Annotated in this window: 21 protein-coding genes; 10 read left to right on the top strand and 11 right to left on the bottom strand. The window is 47.6% G+C overall.

The window, feature by feature from the left end:
* The first annotated feature begins 3 nt into the window (after window positions 1-3).
* Window positions 4-1,407, top strand: coding sequence for a RagB/SusD family nutrient uptake outer membrane protein (locus OI18_RS20755; protein WP_039143538.1), 1,404 nt, complete (start codon window positions 4-6; stop codon window positions 1,405-1,407).
* A gap of 50 nt (window positions 1,408-1,457) precedes the next feature.
* Here OI18_RS20755 and OI18_RS20750 read toward each other — a convergent pair whose 3' ends face one another.
* Window positions 1,458-1,895 (bottom strand): SRPBCC domain-containing protein, encoded by a 438-nt coding sequence (locus OI18_RS20750; protein WP_039143537.1) that lies wholly within the window; start codon window positions 1,893-1,895, stop codon window positions 1,458-1,460.
* A gap of 166 nt (window positions 1,896-2,061) precedes the next feature.
* On the opposite strand from OI18_RS20750, the gene OI18_RS20745 reads away from it, so the two are divergent.
* From OI18_RS20745 to OI18_RS20735, 3 genes are all read left to right on the top strand, one after another.
* Entirely contained in the window at window positions 2,062-3,324 is a 1,263-nt protein-coding gene (locus tag OI18_RS20745; RefSeq protein WP_039143534.1) for an adenylosuccinate synthase, read from the top strand.
* 91 nt (window positions 3,325-3,415) lie between these two features.
* Complete coding sequence (locus OI18_RS20740; RefSeq protein ID WP_039143533.1) at window positions 3,416-3,856, top strand: hypothetical protein; 441 nt, start codon at window positions 3,416-3,418, stop codon at window positions 3,854-3,856.
* A 113-nt stretch (window positions 3,857-3,969) separates the two neighbouring features.
* Window positions 3,970-5,157, top strand: a complete 1,188-nt coding sequence (locus OI18_RS20735) for an anthranilate synthase component I family protein (protein WP_240312812.1) — start codon at window positions 3,970-3,972, stop codon at window positions 5,155-5,157.
* Window positions 5,158-5,166: 9 nt separating this feature from the next.
* Here the strand turns inward: OI18_RS20735 and OI18_RS20730 are convergent, their stop codons facing one another.
* The 5 genes from OI18_RS20730 to rny all read right to left on the bottom strand — a co-directional run bounded on the left by OI18_RS20730 (window position 5,167) and on the right by rny (window position 10,164).
* On the bottom strand, window positions 5,167-6,237 hold the full coding sequence (locus OI18_RS20730) for a lytic transglycosylase domain-containing protein (protein WP_039143527.1): 1,071 nt from the start codon (window positions 6,235-6,237) through the stop codon (window positions 5,167-5,169).
* Window positions 6,238-6,305: 68 nt separating this feature from the next.
* Window positions 6,306-7,766: an Asp-tRNA(Asn)/Glu-tRNA(Gln) amidotransferase subunit GatA gene (gatA, locus tag OI18_RS20725; RefSeq protein ID WP_240312811.1), complete on the bottom strand. Its 1,461-nt coding sequence runs from the start codon at window positions 7,764-7,766 to the stop codon at window positions 6,306-6,308.
* 20 nt (window positions 7,767-7,786) lie between these two features.
* Window positions 7,787-8,020 (bottom strand): Sec-independent protein translocase subunit TatA/TatB, encoded by a 234-nt coding sequence (locus tag OI18_RS20720; protein ID WP_039143524.1) that lies wholly within the window; start codon window positions 8,018-8,020, stop codon window positions 7,787-7,789.
* A gap of 132 nt (window positions 8,021-8,152) precedes the next feature.
* The gene (rplS, locus tag OI18_RS20715; protein ID WP_039143521.1) at window positions 8,153-8,515 is read right to left on the bottom strand and encodes a 50S ribosomal protein L19; all 363 of its coding nucleotides are present in this window, start codon (window positions 8,513-8,515) and stop codon (window positions 8,153-8,155) included.
* An 83-nt stretch (window positions 8,516-8,598) separates the two neighbouring features.
* Window positions 8,599-10,164 (bottom strand): ribonuclease Y, encoded by a 1,566-nt coding sequence (gene rny, locus OI18_RS20710; protein ID WP_039143517.1) that lies wholly within the window; start codon window positions 10,162-10,164, stop codon window positions 8,599-8,601.
* Window positions 10,165-10,323: 159 nt separating this feature from the next.
* Here rny and OI18_RS20705 point away from each other — a divergent pair, with 159 nt between their 5' ends.
* Window positions 10,324-11,448, top strand: coding sequence for a TlpA disulfide reductase family protein (locus OI18_RS20705; RefSeq protein ID WP_039143514.1), 1,125 nt, complete (start codon window positions 10,324-10,326; stop codon window positions 11,446-11,448).
* Here the strand turns inward: OI18_RS20705 and OI18_RS20700 are convergent.
* From OI18_RS20700 to pheT, 3 genes are read right to left on the bottom strand one after another with little or no spacing between them, the layout of a single operon-like run.
* Entirely contained in the window at window positions 11,441-11,743 is a 303-nt protein-coding gene (locus tag OI18_RS20700; RefSeq protein ID WP_039143511.1) for a cell division protein ZapA, read from the bottom strand. The genes OI18_RS20705 and OI18_RS20700 overlap by 8 nt on opposite strands.
* Window positions 11,743-12,030 carry a hypothetical protein gene (locus OI18_RS20695; RefSeq protein WP_039143509.1) on the bottom strand — a complete coding sequence of 96 codons (288 nt, stop codon included), beginning with the start codon at window positions 12,028-12,030 and terminating at the stop codon, window positions 11,743-11,745. The genes OI18_RS20700 and OI18_RS20695 overlap by 1 nt, the downstream gene beginning before the upstream one ends.
* Window positions 12,031-12,042: 12 nt before the next feature.
* Window positions 12,043-14,466, bottom strand: a complete 2,424-nt coding sequence (pheT, locus tag OI18_RS20690; protein WP_039143507.1) for a phenylalanine--tRNA ligase subunit beta — start codon at window positions 14,464-14,466, stop codon at window positions 12,043-12,045.
* Between the two features lie 614 nt (window positions 14,467-15,080).
* On the opposite strand from pheT, the gene dnaB reads away from it, so the two are divergent.
* Together dnaB and OI18_RS20680 are read left to right on the top strand one after the other, a co-directional pair.
* Entirely contained in the window at window positions 15,081-16,634 is a 1,554-nt protein-coding gene (dnaB, locus tag OI18_RS20685) for a replicative DNA helicase (protein WP_039143505.1), read from the top strand.
* Between the two features lie 3 nt (window positions 16,635-16,637).
* On the top strand, window positions 16,638-17,339 hold the full coding sequence (locus OI18_RS20680; RefSeq protein ID WP_039143502.1) for an RsmE family RNA methyltransferase: 702 nt from the start codon (window positions 16,638-16,640) through the stop codon (window positions 17,337-17,339).
* A gap of 8 nt (window positions 17,340-17,347) precedes the next feature.
* Here OI18_RS20680 and OI18_RS20675 read toward each other — a convergent pair whose 3' ends face one another.
* Both OI18_RS20675 and OI18_RS20670 read right to left on the bottom strand, forming a co-directional pair.
* Window positions 17,348-18,163 carry a TerC family protein gene (locus tag OI18_RS20675; RefSeq protein WP_039143499.1) on the bottom strand — a complete coding sequence of 272 codons (816 nt, stop codon included), beginning with the start codon at window positions 18,161-18,163 and terminating at the stop codon, window positions 17,348-17,350.
* Between the two features lie 38 nt (window positions 18,164-18,201).
* The gene (locus OI18_RS20670; RefSeq protein ID WP_039143687.1) at window positions 18,202-19,263 is read right to left on the bottom strand and encodes a quinone-dependent dihydroorotate dehydrogenase; all 1,062 of its coding nucleotides are present in this window, start codon (window positions 19,261-19,263) and stop codon (window positions 18,202-18,204) included.
* A 161-nt stretch (window positions 19,264-19,424) separates the two neighbouring features.
* Here OI18_RS20670 and OI18_RS20665 point away from each other — a divergent pair, with 161 nt between their 5' ends.
* The 3 genes from OI18_RS20665 (at window position 19,425) to OI18_RS20655 (ending at window position 23,210) form a co-directional block, all read left to right on the top strand.
* Window positions 19,425-20,600, top strand: a complete 1,176-nt coding sequence (locus OI18_RS20665) for a thiolase family protein (RefSeq protein WP_039143496.1) — start codon at window positions 19,425-19,427, stop codon at window positions 20,598-20,600.
* A 119-nt stretch (window positions 20,601-20,719) separates the two neighbouring features.
* A complete protein-coding gene (locus tag OI18_RS20660) occupies window positions 20,720-21,370 on the top strand; it encodes a LuxR C-terminal-related transcriptional regulator (protein ID WP_039143495.1) in 651 nt (216 codons plus the stop codon).
* A gap of 4 nt (window positions 21,371-21,374) precedes the next feature.
* A complete protein-coding gene (locus OI18_RS20655; protein ID WP_152616905.1) occupies window positions 21,375-23,210 on the top strand; it encodes a tetratricopeptide repeat-containing sensor histidine kinase in 1,836 nt (611 codons plus the stop codon).
* Window positions 23,211-23,232: the final 22 nt, after the last annotated feature.

Here is a 23,232-nt window from a genome sequence, read left to right as displayed (position 1 = left end):
AAGATGAATCCAGTTTATAAACGTTGTGTAATTCTTGCAGCAGCTGTTTCATTGATCAGCAGCTCCTGCACAAAGACGGAATACGTGGTGAATCCCAACGCACCAACGCAGGAATCCGTATTGAAAAATGCCAGCCGGGTACAGATCAACCAGCTGGGAGTGGGCGTTCAATCTGTGGTAAGAAATGGCTTGTTTTCATTTTACACCTGGTCCGGTTCGATCGGCAGGGAAACTGTTTATTTCGCGCAAACGGAAAGTCGCTATTACCGTGAGCTGCAGGGGGAAATTCCCCTTGATCCCGCCGGTATCATGTACGACTGGTACAATTCCTACAACCAGACCCGTCGCCGCGCAGAACTGCTGCTAAGGTCTGCCACTGAAACAAACAGTATCACAGACGGGGAAAAGAAAGCTGTGGAAGGTTTTGCCAAAACCATCCAGGCTTACGCCATGCTGAACTGCCTGAATATGATGGGCGAGGTTGGTGTCCGTACCAGCTTCAGCGACCTTAATGTGCCTGGGGACCTATTGAAACCCGGTTGTTTCAACAGTTACAGCCAGTCGCTGGATTACGTGAAAAAGCTCGCAGACGATGGACTGGCCGCGCTCGACGTTGCCGGAAGCACTGATTTCCCCTTCACCATGGTTGCGGGCTGGACAGGCTTTGCTACGCCTGCGGATTTCAAAAAATTCAACCGTGCGGTTGCAGCCCGGGTTGCCATGTACCGTGAAGATTGGCTGGGAATGGAAACGGCACTTTCCGGATCTTTCCTGAGCCTGAACGGGAACCTGAAGACAGGACCTTATATGCAGTTTTCAACAACTGCAAATGATGCGGTAAACCCGATGTGGCGGTCTGCAGAGAACAATTCGACCCCCATGCTGGTACAGGTGAATTTTGTGGATGAGGCCGAAACAGGCGATAAAAGGGTATTTGGCGCAAGCGTTCCGGCTAATGGCGAAGCCAAGGTGAGAATGCGTACTACGCCATCAGCGCCGCCTGATTACCCGCTGATGACCCATGAAGTGCAGATGTATGCCACAAACGTTTCGCCTATTTCAATTATCCGGAATGAGGAACTGGTGCTGATGTATGCTGAAGCAAAGTTGCAGCAGGATGACCTGGCAGCAGCGGTTTCGACACTTGACATCATCCGCCAGGCATATGGCCTGCAGGTGTTGGCTATTGCCCGCCCGGCAGTCATTGGTAACAAGGTCCTGCTGATCGATGAGTTGTTGAATCAGCGCCGGTATTCGCTATTTATGGAAGGTCACCGTTGGTTTGATATGCGCAGGTATGACAAGCTCGATGAGCTGCCGCTCGACAAGCCAGAGCATCATGTGTATACCAATTTCGTAAAACCCCAGCAGGAAGTGGACTGGGATGCAACTAATCCGTGTCAGTAGTACGAAGGAAGGAGAAAAAAAGGAGGAGGCATTGTCCTCCTCCTTCTTCCTTAACTTTCGGCAAGTTCCTTTACTTTCTTAAGTGCCACCGGGAATTTCTCTTCAAAATAGGCTGTAAAATCCTCGGCGAGATCAATCTCCACTACCAGTTCAGTTTTGCCGTTCTCCTGCCGCAGGTAATAGTTTTCCTTAGCTCCGCTCCATTGTTTTACCTCGTCACTGCTCAGGTCCTCAACCCCGTCCTTCAACATCCCGAGGTGTTCGAATGACATGACCTCGTTGATCTTTTTTGAGGCTATCCTGCTCACCATGCCATTCCCCTTACCATCACCGAACAGTACTCTACTGCCTTCATTCCAGTCGGTCTCAGCTGACGAGCCTTCTGCAAATACCGATGTCCACTCCCTGTAGCTGGCATCATTCCACAATTTCTCCCATACCTTTTCCCGGGGAGCATTGATCAGAATTTTGAATTGCTTCTTTTCCATATCAGATATTTTAAAGAATTGTCATACAAATATGTGGCTGAAAATCCGGATTGGTGCGGTGTGAATGAGACAATTCCACAGGTCAGATGCGAAGTACATTGCCTTATTGCCCTATTGCCCTATTTTTGCTGCCTGTTTTGTAAGCAAGCATTCAAAAAAACTATACATGGTAGACGCAATTTTAGGCCTCCAGTGGGGCGACGAGGGAAAGGGAAAGATAGTAGATTTCTTTGCCCCCCAGTATGATATTATCGCCCGTTTCCAGGGAGGCCCGAACGCCGGCCACACACTTTATGTAGGAGGTAAGAAGGTCGTGCTTCACCAGATCCCTTCAGGGGTTTTCCATGATAATACCACTAACCTGATCGGAAATGGAGTAGTACTTGACCCCGTAACCCTTAAGAGGGAGTGCGATACTGTAGCTTCTTTTGGTGTTGACGTGAAAAAGAACCTGTTTATTTCGCACCGGACACACCTTATCCTGCCCACTCACCGGGCACTCGACAAGGCTTCTGAAATTCAGAAGGGTAACGATAAAATCGGATCAACGCTGAAGGGGATCGGTCCTGCCTATATGGATAAGACCGGTCGTAACGGACTACGCGTAGGTGACCTGTTGGACAAAAGTTTTACCACACAGTACATTCGCCTGCGGCTCAAACACCAGCGACTGCTCGATGGCATGAATTTCCAGGAAGATATTACAGAATGGGAAGAAGAATTTTTCGAAGCAATCGAATTCCTTCGTAGTTTGAATGTTGTAAACGGCGAATATTTCATCAATGAAAAGATCGCTGCAGGTAAAAAAGTACTGGCTGAAGGCGCACAGGGAAGCATGCTGGATATTGATTTCGGAACATTCCCGTTTGTGACTTCATCCAATACGACAACATCAGGAGTATGTAATGGATTAGGCATTGCGCCGCAGAAGATCCGTGAAGTGATGGGCGTAACAAAAGCGTATTGCACTCGTGTTGGTGGCGGACCTTTTCCGACGGAGTTGCATGATGCAACAGGAGAGGAGTTGAGACAACTTGGAAACGAATTCGGGGCTACTACAGGCCGTCCGCGCAGGTGCGGCTGGATTGACCTTGTAGCGCTCAAATATGCGTGCATGATCAATGGAGTTACAAAGATGATCATGACAAAAGCTGATGTGCTTGATAAATTCCAGGACCTGAGTGTGTGTACTGATTATGGTATCGATGGTAAAGAATCAGGTTATGTGCCTTTCCAGATGACAAGGCACCAGATCAAGCCTTCGCTTAAACATTTTCAGGGCTGGAATACAGATACATCAGCTGTGACAACATATGCTGGTATGCCTGAAAAGATGAAGGAATATGTAAAATTTATCAACGAGTTCGTCGGAGTTAATATTTCACATATTTCAAACGGTCCTGGTCGCGACCAGATCGTTACGGTTTAACTGGCAGAATGCATGTGAGGAAAAATATTTTTTAAAAATTTGGCCAATTAAAAAGAACGCTGAAATTTTACAATGTAATCCCTTTTGTGCTATGGCTTCCAAATCAGGTAAGGAAAAAAAGACAACCCCCAAAGCTGCCGAGAACGCAGACGAGCCCGTAAAGAAAACTTCTTCCAAGTCCAAGAAACAAACGGAAGAGGATGAGGATGATCTTGAAGATGATGTTGAGGAAACTCCGAAAGCATCTTCAAAGAAAGCAGCCAAATCCTCCAAGGTTGATGATGACGATGACGATGATGAAGACCTCGAAGATGAGGAAGATGATTGGGATAAAGTTGAAGAAGATGATAACTGGGATCCCGACTTCGAAGAGTTTGATCTTCCGAAATCGAAAACCAAAAAGGGCCCGGCAGGCGGCGGCGGTGCGAAGAAAGCAGGAAAAGATGAAGATGATCTTGGACTTGATGATGATTTCAAGGACATGGATCTGTTCAATGATTCCGGCTTCGATGATGATGACGATGACTTTTAATGTCAACGAATAACATTTCTGTGCGGCAGTTCACGGGATACTCGCTGACTGTAACACAGGCTGTAAAACAACAAATGTTGGATTGGGGCAACCAATTCAACATTTGCTGTTTTATGGACAATCACGGTTATGCAGGTAAGCATCAGCGTTATGAATGTATACTTGCGGCTGGCGACTGGAAGTGGATCAGATTGCAGTCAGGGAATGCATTCGCCCTGTTGAAAGCATTCTATGATCATGAACAGGATTGGCTTTTCGGTCATTTCGGGTACGACCTGAAACAGGAGACTGAACAGGTTCCTTCACTTTTGCCGGACAAGACCGGTTTCCCCGATTGCTATTTTTTTGTTCCGGAACATTTGCTCTTCGTCGCAGGCGGCCAGTTGCTTATCAGCAGTCATTCGGCATCTCCCGATCGGATAATCCAGGAAGTGCTTTCCATGCCCCGGAAGCAGGAAAGTGCCTGTCCCCCGGTGACGCTTGTTGCCGGTATGGATCGGTCAGAATACATTCAGAAAGTTGAGGCGCTGAAAGCGCATATCCATCGTGGTGATTGTTATGAGATCAATTTCTGCCAGGAGTTTTCCGCAGGCAATGTTGTCATTGACCCGGTTCAAACCTACAGGCGGCTGGCCGGGATCTCCCCGAACCCATTCTCGGTGTATTACCAGCTGAATGAACTTCATCTTCTTTGTGCAAGCCCGGAACGGTTTCTCCAGGTCGACAAAGGAACCTTATTGTCCCAGCCGATCAAAGGAACAGCACCGCGAAACCCGGGTGATGCGGGGATTGACGCCGAACTGGCGAAATCATTGCGTGCCAGCAGCAAAGAAAGGTCAGAGAATGTAATGGTGGTGGACCTGGTTCGCAACGATCTTTCCCGGGTTTGCGAGCCCGGTTCAGTTGAAGTAGAGGAACTATTTGGAATTTATACTTTCCCCCAGGTTCACCAGATGATTTCGACGGTTAAGGGTAAGCTGAGAAACGGGTTGAAGTGGATTGATGCAGTGGAAGCAGGTTTCCCGATGGGATCCATGACCGGTGCGCCCAAGAAACGTGTAGTTGAGCTGATAGAAAAATATGAGCTGACCAGGCGGGGAATTTTTTCAGGAGCAGTTGGCTATTGTACGCCGGAAGGTGATGCGGACTTTAATGTAGTTATCAGGAGCATCATGTATAATGCCGGTAGTAAACACCTTTCATGCCTCGTGGGCTCGGGAATTACCTGGTATGCAGATCCTGCCTACGAATACGAGGAATGCCTGTTGAAGGCAGCGGCAATTATTAAAGCTCTGGGCTAATTTTATTGATTATTTCCCGTTCATCGCTGCAGTGGTAGTTAGCATCAGCTGAACAGACTCCTGCAGAATGGCATACTTGCTTGCATTGAACGATTCCATCTTGTTGGCTGGCAGCTTCATTTCATAAGAAGTACTGCGTGCCATCACTTTATCAAATTCCGGATTGAACCTGTTGAAGTCTGAAATGTCCATGGCAATATGTTTTGCGATTATCGCAGACTGGTATTTCCCGGACACCTGCTGGGTAGTGGCAACTTCTTGCTCTTCCGGTGTGATCTTCCTGTTGAGCGTATACATGTAAGGACCATAATGGGCAGTTGTTTCTGCCTTGGTAAGGGTGGTCAGCCCGCCCTGTCCTTCAAATACGTAATGTGTTCCGATGAATTTCTTGACATGCATGCGGGTTTCAGCTGGCAGGTAGTACTGGAGGTCCCAGAAATTGCGGCTTCCGCTTTTCGCAATAGCCTTTTGAACTGTTCCAGGTCCGGCATTATACGCTGCGATAACCAGCAACCAGTCGCCATAGATCGCATACAGGTCTTTCAGGTAGCGGGCGGCTGCATTGGTGCTTTTAACATAATGCCTGCGTTCGTCGACACTCTTGTTCACCTTGAGGCCCAGCTTAATGGCCGTTGCCCTCATAAATTGCCAGGGACCAACTGCGCCGGCCCATGAAACGGCCCCAGCTTTAAGTTTTGATTCGATTACAGCAAGATATTTCAGCTCGCGCGGAAGTCCATGTTTTACAAATACGGCATCCATCATATTGAAATAAGGTAGTGCCCAGCCTTTCATGGAATTGAGCGACTTACTGTATGTATCCACATAATCTGACACAAAACTCGCCGCGCGGGGATTCAGGCGCGGTGTAGCCGTGCCGGAAGCGGCATCAGTGTCGAAGAGATTGTCTATTCGTGCGGGTGTTTCAATTTCAACGCTGCCCGAGGTAACGGCAGCATTGCTTTCACCAACGGTATCTTTGATAATAGCGGGTAAGGTAACAAATGAAATATTTTCACTGGCTACGGAAAATCCAATTGATCCCAATAACAGGATGCCCAACAATGACAGTTTTTTCATGTTCCAGATTTTGGTTCACAAAACGACCAGTTTTCTCTAAGGGAATTGGTTTGGCTTTCAACGGAGGATTAGTGCCTTTGCTTCACCAGTAACTCTGAAACCTGGAGCAAAGGTAATTCTTCGAATCGGTTAGTCATAGCCTGGATACCAAAAGGCATGCCATTACTGTGCCAAAACATTGGTAATGAGATTGCTGGAACTCCTGTCAGATTGGCAAAAACCGTATAAATATCCCCCAAATACATGGCAATGGGGTCTTCGGTCTTTTCCCCGAAACGGAAGGCGGGGGTAGGAGCTGTGGGAAGAAGAATTACATCGAAGTCGTTGAAGATCAACTGCGTTTGGTCATTAAGTTGTCTTCTGACCTGTTGTGCCTTTGTGAAATAAGCATCATAATACCCGGCACTGAGTACGAAACTGCCAAGCATGATACGGCGCTTGACTTCCCGGCCAAATCCTTCTGACCGGTTTTTTGCATAAAATTCTGATAAATCGTCTGTTGCAGCCTGAGTACGATGTCCATAACGGACGCCATCGAACCGGGAAAGATTGGAAGAGGACTCTGCTGTCGTCAGGACATAATACGTTGGAACGATATATTCCAACAGGGGAAAATCAATCGGCGTTACGGAGTGGCCGCTATTGCGTAGTTGATCGAAATAGCCCAGTAAGGCTGATCGGATCTCGGGGTCAAGGGAAGGATGTTCAACTGCCTCGCGGATATAGGCGAACTTCCATTTCGGTGTATCAACCGATAGGTTTGCCGAATATTCAGGAACAGGCAAAGAGGAAGCTGTGCTGTCGAACTGGTCATTGCCGGCAATTGCTTCAAGCACAAGCGCTACGTCGGCAATGTTTTTGCCAAAAATGCCTACCTGGTCGAATGATGAAGCATAAGCGATCAGGCCATAACGGGAAATCCGGCCATAGGTAGGTTTAAGCCCGATGATGCCGCAGAAATCGGCCGGCTGCCTTACAGATCCGCCGGTATCCGTACCCAGGCTGGCCATACATAACCCGGCCTGCACTGCTACGGCCGAACCCCCGGATGAGCCTCCGGGTACCCTGCTATTGTCAAGGGCGTTAAGGGTGGGACCATAAGCGGAATTCTCGTTCGACGAACCCATGGCGAATTCATCGCAGTTCAACCTGCCGATAATGATGGCACCGGCGTCAACCAACTTTTGCACGGAAGTGGCAGAGTAAGGAGCCCGGAAGTTTTCCAGCATTACCGAAGCCGCAGATACCAGGTGATCTTTATAGCATAAGACATCCTTAATGCCAATCACTACGCCATGGAGAGGCAGAAGGGGCTTGCCCTCCGCGACCTGCCGGTCGAGAATTTCTGCAGAATGAGCTGCCGTTTGGTCAAACACCTCGATAAAGGCATTAAGGTGCTTTTGCCTGGCGATTTCCTGCAAATAAAACTCCACTACCTTTTTACAGGTAATGGAGCCATTCTTCAATTCTTTATGATAGTGTGCTATTGATTCGAATACAAACAAAGCCAGTCTGGTTCTATGGTTCACCTACAAGAAAAATCCAGCAATCAGGACTGAGAGGTAGAAGTAGGTGCTTTGGCGTCCTTCTCCTTTATACCTTCTTCAATTTCCTGTTTCACATTATTCTTTGCATCATTGAATTCACGGATACCACGGCCAAGGCCACGCATCAGTTCAGGAATTTTGCGACCGCCGAATAAAAGCAACACAACCAGGATGATCAGGATCCACTCACTACCGCCGGGCATGGAGATCATTAAGAGGGAATTAGCTACTAACATGCTAAATTGATTTTTGTAGTTTGTAAAGGTACGCAATTACGAATTCAAAAGTCAAAATTCAAAAGTCAAAAGAAGGCTGCAAGGCAAAAAAAAAGCTGCCTGAGGGCAGCCTTTTTACTATTGTGTGGACAATTACTTCGCAGCAACAGCCATTTTCTTTTCTTTGATACGAGCACTCTTGCCACTGCGTTCACGGAGGAAGTACAGTTTAGCACGGCGAACTTTACCGGTCTTGTTGAGTACGATTGAATCGATGTTCGGTGAGAACAGGGGGAAAGTCCTTTCCACGCCTACGCCGTCAGAAATCTTACGAACAGTAAAGGTCTGCGTATTACCCTGCCCCTGGCGCTTGATTACATCACCTTTAAAGCTCTGGATACGCTCTTTATTACCTTCAATAATTTTATAATTAACGGTTACGTTATCACCGGCTTTGAAGTTCGGAAACTCTCTTTTTTGCGTTAACTGCTCGTGAACAAATGCTACTGCGTTCATGACTTCTGTATTTTATCGGACGGCAAAGGTAATTGAAAAATTCAAAATTCAAAATTCAATATTCAAAAAATGTGGGGCCGGGCTTACCTGGCTACATTTACAGCCCTCTTTTCCCTGATCACCGTTACGCGGATCTGGCCAGGGAAAGTCATTTCTGTCTGAATCTTCTGTGCAATTTCAAAACTCAGCTTGTCGCTGTCTGCGTCGGAAACCTTATCGGCTTCAACGATAACCCGCAGCTCGCGGCCCGCCTGGATAGCATAGGCTTTCTCCACCCCCTGGTAGCTCATCGCCATATTTTCGAGGTCTTTGATCCGCTGCAGGTATTGCTGCATAATCTCGCGACGGGCACCCGGACGGGCACCGCTGATGGCATCACAGGCCTGTACAATTGGTGAGATAACATATTGCATCTCCATTTCGTCGTGGTGGGCACCGATCGCGTTTACCACGGCCGGATTCTCACCATATTTTTCTGCGAGCTTGGCTCCCAGAAGGGCATGGCTCAGTTCTGATTCCTCATCAGGTACTTTGCCTATATCATGCAGTAGTCCTGCTCGCTTGGCCAGTTTGGGATTCATTCCCAGTTCAGATGCCATGATACCGCAAAGGTTTGCTACTTCCCGGCTATGCATGAGCAGGTTTTGTCCATAAGAAGAGCGGAAACGCATTTTTCCGACAATCCTTACCAGTTCCTTATGAAGCCCGTGGATGCCCAGTTCAATTACTGTTCTTTCCCCTATCTCCATAACCTGTTCTTCGATCTGGCGGCGGGTCTTTTCGACAACTTCTTCGATTCGTGCCGGGTGGATCCTGCCATCTGTTACCAGGCGCTGAAGGCTGAGTCGTGCGATTTCACGGCGAAGCGGGTCAAAAGAGGAGAGGATAATTGCTTCCGGGGTGTCGTCGACAATCAGGTCAACGCCCGTTGCCGCTTCAATAGCACGGATATTCCTTCCCTCACGACCAATGATCTGGCCCTTGATTTCGTCACTCTCAAGATTGAAAACCGTGATGGAGTTTTCAATAGCCTGTTCAGCAGCAGTACGCTGAATGGTCTGAATAATGATCTTGCGGGCTTCCTTATTGGCCTTTTGCTTGGCATCATCAATGATCTCCTGCTGAACAGCCAGCGCCTGCGTATGGGCCTCGTGCTTCAGGCTTTCCACCAGTTGGGATTTAGCCTCTTCGGCAGTGAGTCCCGCAATTTTTTCCAGCCTGCGGATATGCTCCTCCTGGTGTTTCTCCAGTTCAGTGCGTTTTATGTTTACGAGCTCGATCTGGCGGTTCAGATTTTCCTTGATGGCTTCATTTTCCTTGATTTGCTTTTCGAGTGATCCCTCCTTCTGGTTTATGGAAACCTCTTTCTGCTTGATCCTGTTTTCAGAATCGCCCAGTTTCCTGTTGCGATCCATCACTTCCTTGTCGTGCTCTGCCTTAAGTTGAACGAATCTTTCTTTAGCCTCGAGTAATTTTTCCTTTTTTAATGTTTCAGCCTGAGATTTTGCGTCATTTATGGTTTTCTGTGCCTGGTTTTCCGCTTCCCTGATCTTCTCTTCCGTGTTCGCTTTAAAAATAAATTTACCCGCCACTATACCCGCAACAAGGGCAATGACGGCGGCAATAACTGCCAGTATCGTTGAGTCCATTTAATTGTTGATTTAAACTGTTTACAATCGTATATATATGCTGCACATACCTCATAAGTAGTTGAGTCAGATGCTAATTCGCGAAAGTACGAAATGATTGGATAAAAGGTAAACGGCTTTCAGCAGGTAAACGTAAATTGCCAAAACAATTACCCGTTTATGAAGCGCCTGCTCTGTACCCTGTTAGCGTGTACCCCTCTTTTGCTTACTGCCCAACAACCTTCTTTTTCGCTCCAGGGCAGCCTGAAACGCATTACGCTTCCCTCCGACAAGATTTACCTTGAATTCCGGAATGGCAAGGAGTGGAAGAAGGACAGCGCAGTTCTGACGGACGGTGAATATAAATTCACAGGCGAACTTACCGAGCCGAAACTGGCATCCCTGTCGGTATTCCAGCCTGAAAAGGATAATAGTTCGCGGCGGATGGTGATGCAGGTATTCCTGGAACCCGGTCTTATCAGGGTCATACACACCGACAGCTTCTCCAATGGCAGTGTTTCGGGCTCAAAGGCACATGAAGATTACCTTGATCTGCAACGACAGGCCAAGCCCTACCTGACACAGCGGGACGGGTTAAGAGGGACTTATATAAACGCCAGGAAAGCCGGTGACAAAGATGGAATGGAAGCTGTGGAAAAACAGCTTGAGGAAGTGGATCGCGAACTCAGGGGGCGTGTTTATGGAGCTTTCGTAAGGGAATCTCCGGCATCTCCCACAGCTTTATATGCCCTGACCCAGTTTGCAGGCTATGACCTTGAGCCGGGGAAGGTAGAACCATTGTTCAACCTACTTCCTGCCGCAACCCGGAATTATCCCACTGCCCAGGATCTGAATGAGAAAATAATTATTGCGAAAAAAACTGCCGTTGGCCAGGTCGCAATGGACTTTACCCAAAATGACACGCTGGGAAACCCTGTTTCGCTGTCGTCCTTCCGGGGAAAATACCTGCTTGTCGATTTTTGGGCCAGCTGGTGCGGGCCCTGCCGCCAGGAAAATCCAAATGTGGTAAAAGCATTTGAAACCTATAGCAGGAAAGGATTCTATATCCTCGGCGTATCGCTGGACCGCCCTAACGGAAGGGAAAAATGGTTGAAAGCAATAAACGACGACGGGCTTGCCTGGGCACACGTTTCGGACCTGAAATTCTGGGAGAATGAAGTTGCCCGCCAGTATGGTATCAATGCGATTCCGCAGAACCTTCTGATCGATCCAAATGGGAAAATCATTGCGCGTAACCTCAGGGGTGAGGAACTCCAGGACAAACTCCGGGAGATCTTCAATTGATGTCGCCGGTTGTTTTATCTATCAGCGATTCGAGCTGTAACAGTTTATCTGTAACTGCCTGGATGTCGAGATTGCTTTTGGTCTGCTGGCTCTGCTCTGTAGCATACCACACCAGTACCATGGCCACATAGTCCTGCATGTCCTTGGCGGAAAACTGTGTTTTGAATTCAACGACCTTTTCATTGATCACTTTAACTGTGTTGCGTACTGCTTCCTCGTCTTCCGGACGGATCTTGATACGGTAAGTACGGTCACCGATCACAATATTTACTGGTATGAGTGTGTCCTGTGTCATTATTCGTTCAGCAGGCCTATGCATTTATCAATTTCCCGCAGGTAAAGGTTGATCCTTTTTTCCAGTGCCTGCCGGTCTTTTTCGCTCATCTGCGGGCGGGTTACTTTTACAACTTCGAGCTGTCGCTCCAGGTCTTCAAGGCGTTGTTGCTGCAGCCGGTCCTTTTCAAAATAGTTTTGCAACTGCTGCTGCAAACGTTCGTTTTCCCGCTGGGCATGAAAAAACTGTTTCTGCAATACCTGCAGCTTTTCCTGTATTCGCCTGATATGTTGGAGCAGATCTTCCATGGATAAGCAGGTTTATTTTCTTATTTCAGCACCGACTTCATTTTCCAGGATGGTCATCACCTTTGCCATCATTGAATCGATCTCTTTATCGGTCATCGTTTTTTCTTCGTCGAGGAATGTGAAGCTTACGGCAACAGACTTTTTTTCTGCCCCTAATTTATCACTTTCAAACAGATCGAACAGTTCAAATTTAGTCAGCTTGCTGATGCCTGCGCCATTTACAGCTGATGCGATTGAAGCGAATGGTAATTGCCTGGACACTACCAATGCCAGATCCCGCATAACAGGGAGTTGCTTCGGCAGTTCACGATAGCTGACCTTATTGCGCGAGGAAATTTTGACCAGTTGCAACCAGTTAAGGTCTGCATAATAGACCGGTTGCCTGATGTCAAATTGCGCCGCTTTCTCCTTTGAAATATTGCCCGCAATCCCGATCTGCTCTTTTCCGTACCAGATAGATAATGCCTGGTTAAGTCCCTCAACTGTTGCCGTTTCCCACCGAATTCCGGCCAGCCCGGAAACAGTTGCGATCCTGTCAATAATCCCTTTCAAAACATAGATGTCGGCTTCCTGTCCTTTTTGTCTCCAGGATGAAGGCATGTAGTTGCCGGTAACGTAGATACAGCAATGTGGTATCTCCTGGTAAACGCCTACTTCCTGGCTGTGATAGGTTTTGCCCCATTCAAAAAACCGGAGGTCGTTGTTCTTTCTGTTAAGGTTATACGCTATTACCTGCAGACCTGTTTCAAGCATTGATGGCCTGAGAACATCAAGCTCCACACTGAGATTATTCAGCATTTTTACTGCTGTGCTCATCTGGTTGCCTGCATACCAGGCGCTGTTGGAAATTGAATTGGTCAGTATTTCCCGGAATCCTGATCCCGCCATATACTGTGCGATTTTCTCACGCAGTTTTCCTTCAGAATCATCTTCCACGGACGGACTTATCATAATCGCCTGTGGTATGGGCACATTGTCGAGCCCGTCTATCCGTAAAATTTCTTCAACTATATCAGCAGGGATCGAAATATCTGGTTTGCTGTACGGTACTGCCACCCATAGTTCATCGATGCCGTCTTTCAGTACTTCAAATCCCAGTGCTTCCAGGATTTTTTTCACTGAATCAGGGTGGTAACTTTTGCCGCTTAATTTTTTGAGATAGTGGTATTTGATGGCAACCTGTTTCTTTTCTTCCGGTTCAGGGTACACGTCGACCAGGTCAGACGAAATGGTGCCTCCAGCCAGTTCTTTGATCAGAAGGGCGGCGCGTTTCAGCACGTTTACGGTCTGGGATATGTCAACACCCTTCTCAAACCTTGTTGCTGCATCTGTGCGCAAACCATGGCGGAAGGATGTTTTCCTGATCCAGGCCGGGTGGAACCAGGCGCTCTCCAGGAAGATGTTGGTAGTGGTTCCGGTTACACCGCTCTTAATTCCACCAAAGACGCCCGCGATACACATTGGCGCATCTGCGTTGCAGATCATCAGGTCTTCTTCGTGGAGCTTACGTTCTTTTTCATCGAGGGTGATGAACGGAGTACCCGCAGGCAGGGTCTGAACAATTACCTTGTTACCTGTAATGGCATCGGCGTCAAAAGCATGTAGCGGCTGTCCGGTTTCATGGAGCACATAATTCGTGATATCAACGATATTATTGATGGGTCTTACCCCTATGGCTTTGAGCCTGTCCTTCATCCATTGCGGTGATTCATCAATTGTAATACCGGTAATACTCACACCCGAATAACGTTTGCAGGCGGTTGTATTTTGTATTGTGACATCGATGGACAGCGAATGGTCCTGGACCTTGAAAGCATTTACGGAAGGTGATTTGATCCGGAGGTCTTTTTTGTCGTGATGTGTCAGGTACGCACAAACATCACGGGCCACTCCCATATGGCTCATGGCATCCATACGGTTTGGCGTGAGCCCGATCTCGTATATGGTGTCGTGGTAAGGATTGAACCAGGATGATGCAGGAGCCCCTGTTTTCGCAGAAGCCGGCAATACCAAAATACCACCATGGTCATCACTCATGCCGATTTCGTCTTCAGCGCAGATCATTCCATAACTTTCCACTCCACGGATTTTGGCGACCTTCATAGTCACCGGTTCACCTTTTGCCGGGTAAATTGTGGCGCCAACAGGGGCAACGACTACTTTTTGTCCTGCCGCAACATTTGGCGCACCACAAACGATCTGGAGGAGTTCCGGACCGCCTGTATCAACAGTAGTAAGCTTTAGTTTGTCAGCATTAGGGTGCTGTTCGGCAGTCTTCACCTCGCCGATCACCAGACCTTTCAGCCCGCCCCTGATGGATTCGTATGATTCCATTGATTCAACTTCCAGTCCGATTGCGGTAAGAATTCGGGATAATCTTTCCGGTTCCAGGGTTACAGGTAAATATTCACTGAGCCAGTTATACGAAATAGTCATAGGCGCAAAGATAAAGCGAGGGTGGAAGGAAAGTTTTAAAAAGTTGAAAAGTAAAATCCAAAAACGAAAAGTAGTCGATCCCCGGCCGGTGAAAAATCGGCCGCTTCTTTGCAATTTTCGTACCGTGAAACAGCGGTGAAACATGGTGTTCTTATAAAAAGGGTGTTTTAACGGTGGCAGTAAACGCAGCTGGAAGTGGTTGTGCAAACGGATCGGAGTAATATGGATGAAATTGTTTATCCGCTGTAATGCTTTGCCATACAGCGTTCCAGCGAATTGTTTACAATTCCGTAACCTACGGATTGTCTGCAAACGCCATCCTGTTAATGTAACAACCCTGCCAAAAAACAGGCTGTAATTCTTTCTTCACACCCGGTGTGTATTTCTTTCGGAAACAGCAGGAAAACTTTTTTAAATTGTGGATAGCAACGCTAAATGGGTGGATAAGCCCGTTAGCGTTGTGGATAACCCACTGTATTACTTAAGCATAACTAAACGGTCAGAAAAATTTTTTTTATAGAATAGGCGGGCTATATATTCGCCGTCCTGACTTAGGGTGTTAACACCTGCTTCATAATTCCTTAATGTTCCCGTAACATCGGAAAGCAACGTAAATGGACCTTACTAATATTAATAAAGACCGTAAAAACAGGCGAAAAGGATCACTGGATCTCAGTACCATGGTGTATGGTAAAGTACCGCCCCAGGCAAAAGACCTGGAGGAGGCGGTTCTTGGAGCCATAATGCTGGAGAAAAGTGCGTTTGATACTGTAATCGAGATACTTAAGGCGGAATGCTTTTATGTGGATGCGAACCAGCGCATTTTTAAAGCCATGCAGTCCCTGTCCCAGAAAAGCCAGCCGATCGACATCCTTACCGTTGTGGAAGAACTGCGCAAAAAGGAAGAATTGGAGATGGTGGGTGGACCGTACTACGTGACCAAACTGACCAACACGGTGGTTTCTTCTGCCAATATTGATACCCACGCAAGGATCATATTGCAGAAATTTATTCAACGTGAGCTGATCCGCATCAGTGGCGAGGTGATAAGCGATGCGTATGAAGATTCTACCGATGTATTTGACCTGCTTGATAATGCGGAAAGCAAACTCTTTGAGATTACCAATAATCACCTGAGGAAAGATTACAATTCTATTGATTCCGTATTGGTTAAGGCTGTTCAGCGGATCGAGGATCTCCGTAACCAGACTGAAGATATTTCCGGTGTGCCATCAGGGTTCCCAAGTCTCGACAAGGTGACATACGGCTGGCAGAAGACCGACCTTATCATCCTCGCAGCCCGACCGGCTGTAGGTAAAACTGCATTCGCGCTGAATTTGGCGCGTAATGCGGCTTTGAGCCCCATCCGTCCTACAGCGGTCGCTGTGTTTAGCCTTGAAATGAGTGCCGGGCAGCTGGTTCAACGTATCCTCTCTGCAGAAAGTGAGATCTGGCTGGAAAAGATCAGCCGGGGTAAACTTGAAGAATACGAAATGAAGCAGCTCTATGCCAAAGGCATTCAACGCCTTTCCGAGGCCAAGATCTTTATTGATGACACAGCTGCCCTCAACGTATTTGAACTTCGCGCCAAATGCCGGAGGCTCAAGAACAAGCATGACCTGGGTCTGATCATTATCGACTACCTGCAGCTCATGAGCGGTGGAGGCGGTAATACGAACCGTGAACAGGAGATCAGCCAGATTTCCCGTTCGTTGAAACAGCTGGCAAAAGAACTTGAAGTGCCGATAATTGCACTTTCCCAGTTGAGCCGTGCCGTGGAAACCAGGAAAGAGGGTAATAAAATGCCCCAGCTTAGTGACCTCCGGGAATCCGGTGCCATTGAACAGGATGCAGACATGGTTATGTTCATATACCGCCCTGAATATTATGATGTAAATGCCAACGAACATGGCGAAAGCGTCAAGGGTGAAACCCACGTAAGGATCGCCAAACACCGTAACGGATCGCTGGAAACGATCAAGTTGCGTGCCCAGCTGCATATCCAGAAATTTGTTGATGAAGGAGTGGAAGGCGAAGGACCGGGCGGTGGCGCTCCGGCCTGGAAGCCGATAACGCCGGGTGGCGGACCTGCGGACAACGGTGGTTACAGGCAGATCGGCAGCCGGATGAATGATGTCTCATTCGATGATGACGAAACTCCATTCTGATGTATGGCGCTTCCATTCTTTTATTTGTCACAGCCAGCCCCCGATGATTTGGTTCAGCTGGATGAGGACACTTCCCGGCATATAGTTTCCGTTCTCCGGATGGAGAACGGAGAAGAACTTCATCTGACTGACGGCAAAGGCTGGTTGTTTACTGCAACTGTTACCGACGCCCACAAGAAAAAATGCACCGTTACCATCAGGGAACGAAAATTTGTTGAGAGGAATGTCGGCTCCGTTGGTATCGGCATCTCGCTGCTGAAAAATGTTTCACGCCTTGAATGGTTTCTGGAAAAAGCTACAGAACTGGGAGTAGCCGAAATTTTGCCCCTCATTTGTAACAGGACTGAAAAGCAACATTTCAGGTTTGACCGTATGCAACAGATCCTGGTAAGCGCTATGCTGCAAAGCCAGCAGGTATGGCTTCCCCTGCTCCGCGAACCGCAGCCGATTTCGCAGGTAGTGACGCACGCAGTTTACCAGCAAAAATGGATCGCACATTGCACCGATACCGACAAGAGATCACTTCGGTCTGAAGGACCCCGGGACCATGCCCAGTTACTGCTTATCGGTCCCGAAGGCGATTTTACACCGGAGGAAATTGAACTGGCGCTGTCGCATGGATTTGAACCTGTAGCCCTTGGCGATACCAGGCTCCGGTCAGAGACTGCTGGTATGACGGGCGCTGTTTTGTTATGTGTACGCTGACAGGAAACTTAGCGGGCCATGTCTCCATGATCTGTTTTATTATCAGCCGCAGTTTTATCCAGCACCGGTTCACGCAGCTCAACTGGTTTTTGCGCAACGCGTTTTCTCATTGTCATATTCAGCAATTCGACTCCGAATGAGAACGCCATTCCAAAATAAATGTAATTCTTGAGGTGAAGCTGGTGGGCTGCTGTACTATCCCATCCTTCAATCACCAGGCTTAGTCCGATCATGACGAGGAAAGACAGGGCCAGCATTTTCAGGGTTGGGTGCTTATGTATGAATGCCGAGATCTTTGGACTGAAGAGGAACATTATGGTCATAGCGATAATGACAGCGGCGATCATGATCTCTACATGTTTGGCAGTGCCACCGGCAGTAATAATACTGTCAAATGAGAATACGGCATCGATCACCACGATCTGTACAAGTGCCTGTGCTACTGAGATTGAAGGCTGGCTGTTAAGGGCAGCATTAGGATCGTCGCCTTCAAGTTTATGGTGAATCTCTTTAACTGATTTATAAATTAGGAATAGGCCACCGCCCAGCATTACGAGGCTCGCCAGGTCAAAACCCTTGCCGCCCAGTTCGAATACGGCTTTACCTTTCTGCTTTAACAGCCACCCCAGTCCCAATAATAGCAGACTGCGCATAATGATACCTGAGATCATCCAGAATCTTCTTGCCCGCTTCTGGTCTTTCAGGTTCGGCAACCTGTTCATGATAATACTGACAAAGATCACGTTGTCGATGCCGAGTACGACTTCCAGGATGACCAATATAATAAAGCTGATAAGGCTTTCGCTGGTAAATAGATGTTCCATTGAGATAAGTAGTTAGTTGTTATGGTAACCAGGCCAGGTTAGTTTTTTGAAGACTGCAGACCTGAACAGATATCCTTTGCAATTGACGGACCTACATAAATAAAACCCGTCCAAACCTGCACCAGTTGTGCTCCGGCATCAAGCTTTTCCCGGGCGTCCGCTGCGGAAAATATCCCGCCGCTGGCTATTACCGGGATATTCCCTTCCGAACGTTCAGCGATGTATTGTACCATTTCGGTAGCTCGTTGGCGTAAGGGTGCACCGCTGAGTCCACCTGCGCCAATCTGTTCCAGTTCCGCGGGACTCGTGGTAAGGTCGTCGCGGCTGATGGTGGTATTAGTGGCCACCAGGCCGTCAAGTTCGATTTCCTGGGCGAGGTCAATTACATCGTCTACCTGCTCACGGGTAAGGTCAGGTGCTATTTTAAGGAGCAGGGGTTTTGGATGGGCCTGCTGGCTGTTGATGGTCTGAAGGTGTGACAGGATCTTATATAAAGCGTCCTTTTCCTGCAGGGCACGGAGTCCAGGTGTATTAGGCGAACTTACATTCACCACGAAATAATCCACAACATCGAATAGTTCCCGGAAACAAATCTCATAGTCCTTCCATGCTTCTTCGTTGGGGGTCACTTTGTTCTTACCGATGTTTCCACCTATTACCAGGGGAATATTTTGTTTTCCTTCCGATACCCTGTCTGCTTTCCACCGTCTCAAGCGTTCCGCTACCACTTTTACCCCGTCATTATTAAACCCCATCCTGTTGATCAGTGCCTGGTCTTTCGGAAGCCTGAACAGCCTTGGCCTGTCATTGCCATCCTGCGGTTTGGGGGTAACTGTCCCGATCTCAACGAACCCAAAACCCAAAGTTTCCAGTTCGCGGAGATAGCGTGCGTTTTTATCGAATCCCGCCGCCAGTCCTACTTTATTTCTGAATGTAAGTCCGAAAGCATGAACCGGGTTGTGCTGAGGCGGAGTGAATTTTCCGGCTATCCATTTCCGCATAGCTGGTACGGAACATCCTGCCTGTAAACAATTCATTGAAAAATAATGCACAGGTTCCGTGGGAAACCTGAACAACAGCTTCCTTATAAAGTCATACATGGTGTCAAAAAAAAACCATTGAAGGTGGATTGCAAAAAAATATATTTTTCCTGCAGCAAAGATCATTTAAATTTGAAATAGAAAGTTGTCTATGCAACTTTTATTTTTTTGTCCATTTTACCCGTCGGGTACCATCCGACGGGTGATTAAAACTGATCGATATGCAGGAAGCTTATATAGTGGCAGGTTATCGTACTGCGGTTACCAAAGCAAAACGTGGCGGGTTCAGGTTCGTTCGTCCAGACGACCTTGCTGTTGATGTGATTAGGGGAATTCTCGCGCAAATGCCGCAACTTGAACCTGCACGGGTTGATGACCTTATAGTAGGAAATGCAGTTCCCGAAGCGGAACAGGGCCTCCAGATCGGCAGGATGATTTCTGTACGGGCACTGGGGATGGATGTCCCAGGCATGACTGTGAACAGGTATTGTGCCAGTGGACTTGAGACTATAGCCATCGCAACAGCCAAGATTCGTACCGGATTGGCAGATTGTATTATTGCCGGAGGAACGGAAAGCATGAGTCTCGTTCCCACAGCGGGCTGGAAAACGGTTCCTGCATACAGTGTCGCAAAGGAAACGCCGGACTACTACCTCAGCATGGGACTTACGGCAGAAGCGGTGGCCCGGGAGTATGGCATAAGCCGCGAATCGCAGGATGAATTTTCTTTTCAGTCGCACCGGAAAGCCATCCATGCAATAAAAGAGGGTTACTTCAAACCCGGTATACTTCCGATAAATGTTGACCAGGTATACCTTGACGCTGCAGGCAAAAAGAAAGAAAAACAATATCTGGTTGATACAGATGAGGGGCCGCGTGCAGACACCAGTCTCGAAGTATTGGCAGGTTTGAAGCCGGCTTTTGCGGCGGGTGGATGTGTAACGGCAGGAAACTCATCGCAGACCAGTGACGGAGCGGCGTTCGTAGTGGTAATGGGAGAAAGGATGATGAACGAACTCGGCCTGAAGCCAATTGCACGCCTGGTTGCCTGTTCGAGTGCAGGCGTTGATCCACGAATTATGGGCATCGGCCCTGTGGCTGCTATTCCCAAAGCACTGAAACAGGCTGGAATGAATCTTACGGATATAGACCTGATAGAACTGAACGAAGCATTTGCTTCACAGGCACTTGCGGTGATCCGGGAAGCGGGCCTGGATCCTGAAAAAGTTAATATCAACGGCGGAGCGATAGCGCTGGGACATCCACTCGGGTGTACCGGAGCAAAACTGACCATCCAGGTTACACATGATATGAAACGCCTGAATAAAAAATACGGGATGGTGACCGCCTGTGTCGGTGGTGGACAGGGAATTGCCGGCATCATCGAAAACCTGTAAGAAAACGGGTTAAAAATTTGAAGCGCTGCGTTAATACACAGCGTTTTTTATATATATGATGCCTAAAAGCATTTTCTTTGTAATCCCTGTTTAAAAGGGCTCAATAGAAAACTGCATAAATGAGTATAACAAGGGTTTATATAACGGATGACCATGAGATGTACTTAGAAGGCCTTTCACTCCTGTTACAGAAACATGCGGACGTGGTAGTTACCGGAACGAGTCTGTCGGCAAGACATCTTCTTTCCAGGCTTCCTGAACTCTCCCCGGAAGATGTGCTGCTGCTTGATGTTCACCTTCCGGATATGGAAGAAGAAGACCTGATCAGGGAAATAAAGAAGATCCGGCCTAACCAGAGAATTATATACCTGACCCTTATGCGGGGAACCCGGTATGTCCATAAACTGCTGAAATATGAAGTACAGGGCTACATACTTAAAAACGCTACAATAGACGAACTGGTTTCAGCAATAAAATCAGTTAGTGACGGCAGCACGTATTTCAGCAAGGAAATTGATATATTGAGTGAAAATGATTTCAGGAATACGCTTACTATTGAAGACCGGAAAGTTGAAGAGATCCTTTCGAGGAGGGAAATAGAAGTACTCAAGCTCGTCTGCAAGGAATTCAGCAATGCTGAGATTGCACAGAAGCTTTTCCTGAGCATTAGCACCGTAGAAACACATCGTAAGAACCTGATCGCCAAACTTGGTGTGCAGAATACTGTGGGGCTGGTCAAGTTTGCCATCAGGAATAACCTGATTGACTGATTTTTTGAGAGCGCTTTATATTATAGCCGTAAGCGTTTGCATGGGATGGGTTGCGCAAGCACAACCTGTTGATACCACTTACCTCAAAGATTTATACGATCGCACCATTTCCTTCAATGAAGAAAAGCTGGATTCTATTGAATGGGTAGCCGCATACATCGAGAAACAATCATCCTCGCTGAAATTCGGTAAGGGGAAGATCCTTGCAAACAGGTTGAGAGGTTATCACAGCGAGCTATCGGGCAATTATGAAAATGCGATCCGGTATTATCTGTTCACCCTGTCAGCATCACGGGAATCTTCAATTACGGAATATGAAATTGCTGCCTTAAGCGACCTGGCAATTGTTTATTCGGCAATCAAGCAGCCGGAAAAGGCTAAGGACGTGTATATGCAGTCACTCCGCCTGGTCGAGAAGAACGGAGAGGTTTCCAGTATGATTTCGAGCTACTGCAACATCGGGGCAATTTATAACCTGCTTAACATGCCCGACAGTGCCCTTTACTTTCTTAATGTGGCACACCGCCTGATAAACCAGCATCATCATGAAGAGTCACTTCCTTTTGTTTACAACAATACCGGAAATGCGTATTTCAAGAAGCAACAGTTTTTAAAAGCACTTGGTTATTTCCGTCAGAACAAACTGATTCACGATAAAACCAGGAATTCGGCGGACCTGTGGGTCGATCACCTCAATATCGGTGATGCCTACATTGAATTGAAAAAATACGACTCAGCGACATTGCATACTGATAGTGCCCTGCAGCTTGCTATTTCGTTGGAATCGAAGAGCAAGGAAGCGGATACTTACGCATTGTTCGCCAAGTTGTATGAAAAGCTGGAAAATTACCGGCTGGCATACGGGTATCAGCGGAAGTGGTACCAGCTTGACACGGCATTGGTGAACGAAGCCTCCGGAAGAACCATCGTTGAGCTCCAGGAGCGTTTCAATGCAAGCGACAGAGAAAACAGGAACAGGCTGCTGCAGGCCGAAGTTGAACATGAGAAACTTCGTAACAAAACTCTGAGCTCACTGGCAAGTGCAGCTGTGCTTATCGGGTTACTTGTCGGTCTCCTACTTGTAGTTTACCGGAGAAGTAACCGGAAACTTGTGGAAGTGAACCAGGTGATCGTCAGGCAGAAGGAAAAGCTCGCAGATCTGAATTATGAAAAGAATTCATTGATCAGCATCGTTTCTCATGACCTGGGTTCACCTTTTGCCAGCATCGCCATGTGGAGCCAGCTGTTGGAAAAAGATAACAGCCTGACTCCGGAGCAGCGAAATGCGCTGGCACGGATCAGGGAGTCATCCCTAAACGGAGAAAGGCTTATCAGGAATATCCTTGAAATTGAAAAACAGGGCACCCGCCATGAAAAACTTGAACTTGAGGAAATGGATGTTGCTGCTTTTACGGATCACCTCGTGAGTACCCACCTGCCTGCTGCGCAGCGAAAAGAAGTCAAACTGCAGACTATCCGGCCGCAACTACCGGTTTACCTGCTTACCGATCAACATCTTTTTTCCCGTATTCTCGATAACCTCGTTTCCAACGCCATAAAGTTTACATTCTCTGGCAAATCAATAACTGTATCTGTCCGCGAAGACAAAGATCATGTTGAACTGGAAGTGGCAGATGAGGGCATAGGAATTCCTAAGGAAGAACAACATTTCCTTTTTGGAAAGTATGCACAACTTTCAGCCCGGCCGACAGCTGGCGAATCCTCAACAGGGCTGGGATTATCTATAGTACAACGCCTGGTAAATGAACTGAACGGGACTATCCTCGTGGAAAGCGAACCCGGGGCAGGAACCACCTTCACCGTGAGATTTTCCAAATAAAAAAGCAACATTGTTGCAATTA

Origin of the sequence: Flavihumibacter solisilvae (genome assembly GCF_000814475.1) — a bacterium.
Taxonomy (GTDB): domain Bacteria; phylum Bacteroidota; class Bacteroidia; order Chitinophagales; family Chitinophagaceae; genus Flavihumibacter; species Flavihumibacter solisilvae.
This window is presented reverse-complemented; position numbering and strand designations above follow the sequence as displayed.

What these genes read in the sequence shown, in the direction of transcription:
- OI18_RS20755 (WP_039143538.1), top strand. Translation starts at nt 4, where the DNA reads ATGAATCCAGTTTATAAACGTTGTGTAATTCTTGCAGCAGCTGTTTCA.
- OI18_RS20750 (WP_039143537.1), bottom strand. Translation starts at nt 1,895, where the DNA reads ATGGAAAAGAAGCAATTCAAAATTCTGATCAATGCTCCCCGGGAAAAG.
- OI18_RS20745 (WP_039143534.1), top strand. Translation starts at nt 2,062, where the DNA reads ATGGTAGACGCAATTTTAGGCCTCCAGTGGGGCGACGAGGGAAAGGGA.
- OI18_RS20740 (WP_039143533.1), top strand. Translation starts at nt 3,416, where the DNA reads ATGGCTTCCAAATCAGGTAAGGAAAAAAAGACAACCCCCAAAGCTGCC.
- OI18_RS20735 (WP_240312812.1), top strand. Translation starts at nt 3,970, where the DNA reads ATGGACAATCACGGTTATGCAGGTAAGCATCAGCGTTATGAATGTATA.
- OI18_RS20730 (WP_039143527.1), bottom strand. Translation starts at nt 6,237, where the DNA reads ATGAAAAAACTGTCATTGTTGGGCATCCTGTTATTGGGATCAATTGGA.
- OI18_RS20720 (WP_039143524.1), bottom strand. Translation starts at nt 8,020, where the DNA reads ATGTTAGTAGCTAATTCCCTCTTAATGATCTCCATGCCCGGCGGTAGT.
- rplS (WP_039143521.1), bottom strand. Translation starts at nt 8,515, where the DNA reads ATGAACGCAGTAGCATTTGTTCACGAGCAGTTAACGCAAAAAAGAGAG.
- rny (WP_039143517.1), bottom strand. Translation starts at nt 10,164, where the DNA reads ATGGACTCAACGATACTGGCAGTTATTGCCGCCGTCATTGCCCTTGTT.
- OI18_RS20705 (WP_039143514.1), top strand. Translation starts at nt 10,324, where the DNA reads ATGAAGCGCCTGCTCTGTACCCTGTTAGCGTGTACCCCTCTTTTGCTT.
- OI18_RS20700 (WP_039143511.1), bottom strand. Translation starts at nt 11,743, where the DNA reads ATGACACAGGACACACTCATACCAGTAAATATTGTGATCGGTGACCGT.
- OI18_RS20695 (WP_039143509.1), bottom strand. Translation starts at nt 12,030, where the DNA reads ATGGAAGATCTGCTCCAACATATCAGGCGAATACAGGAAAAGCTGCAG.
- pheT (WP_039143507.1), bottom strand. Translation starts at nt 14,466, where the DNA reads ATGACTATTTCGTATAACTGGCTCAGTGAATATTTACCTGTAACCCTG.
- dnaB (WP_039143505.1), top strand. Translation starts at nt 15,081, where the DNA reads ATGGACCTTACTAATATTAATAAAGACCGTAAAAACAGGCGAAAAGGA.
- OI18_RS20680 (WP_039143502.1), top strand. Translation starts at nt 16,638, where the DNA reads ATGGCGCTTCCATTCTTTTATTTGTCACAGCCAGCCCCCGATGATTTG.
- OI18_RS20675 (WP_039143499.1), bottom strand. Translation starts at nt 18,163, where the DNA reads ATGGAACATCTATTTACCAGCGAAAGCCTTATCAGCTTTATTATATTG.
- OI18_RS20670 (WP_039143687.1), bottom strand. Translation starts at nt 19,263, where the DNA reads ATGTATGACTTTATAAGGAAGCTGTTGTTCAGGTTTCCCACGGAACCT.
- OI18_RS20665 (WP_039143496.1), top strand. Translation starts at nt 19,425, where the DNA reads ATGCAGGAAGCTTATATAGTGGCAGGTTATCGTACTGCGGTTACCAAA.
- OI18_RS20660 (WP_039143495.1), top strand. Translation starts at nt 20,720, where the DNA reads ATGAGTATAACAAGGGTTTATATAACGGATGACCATGAGATGTACTTA.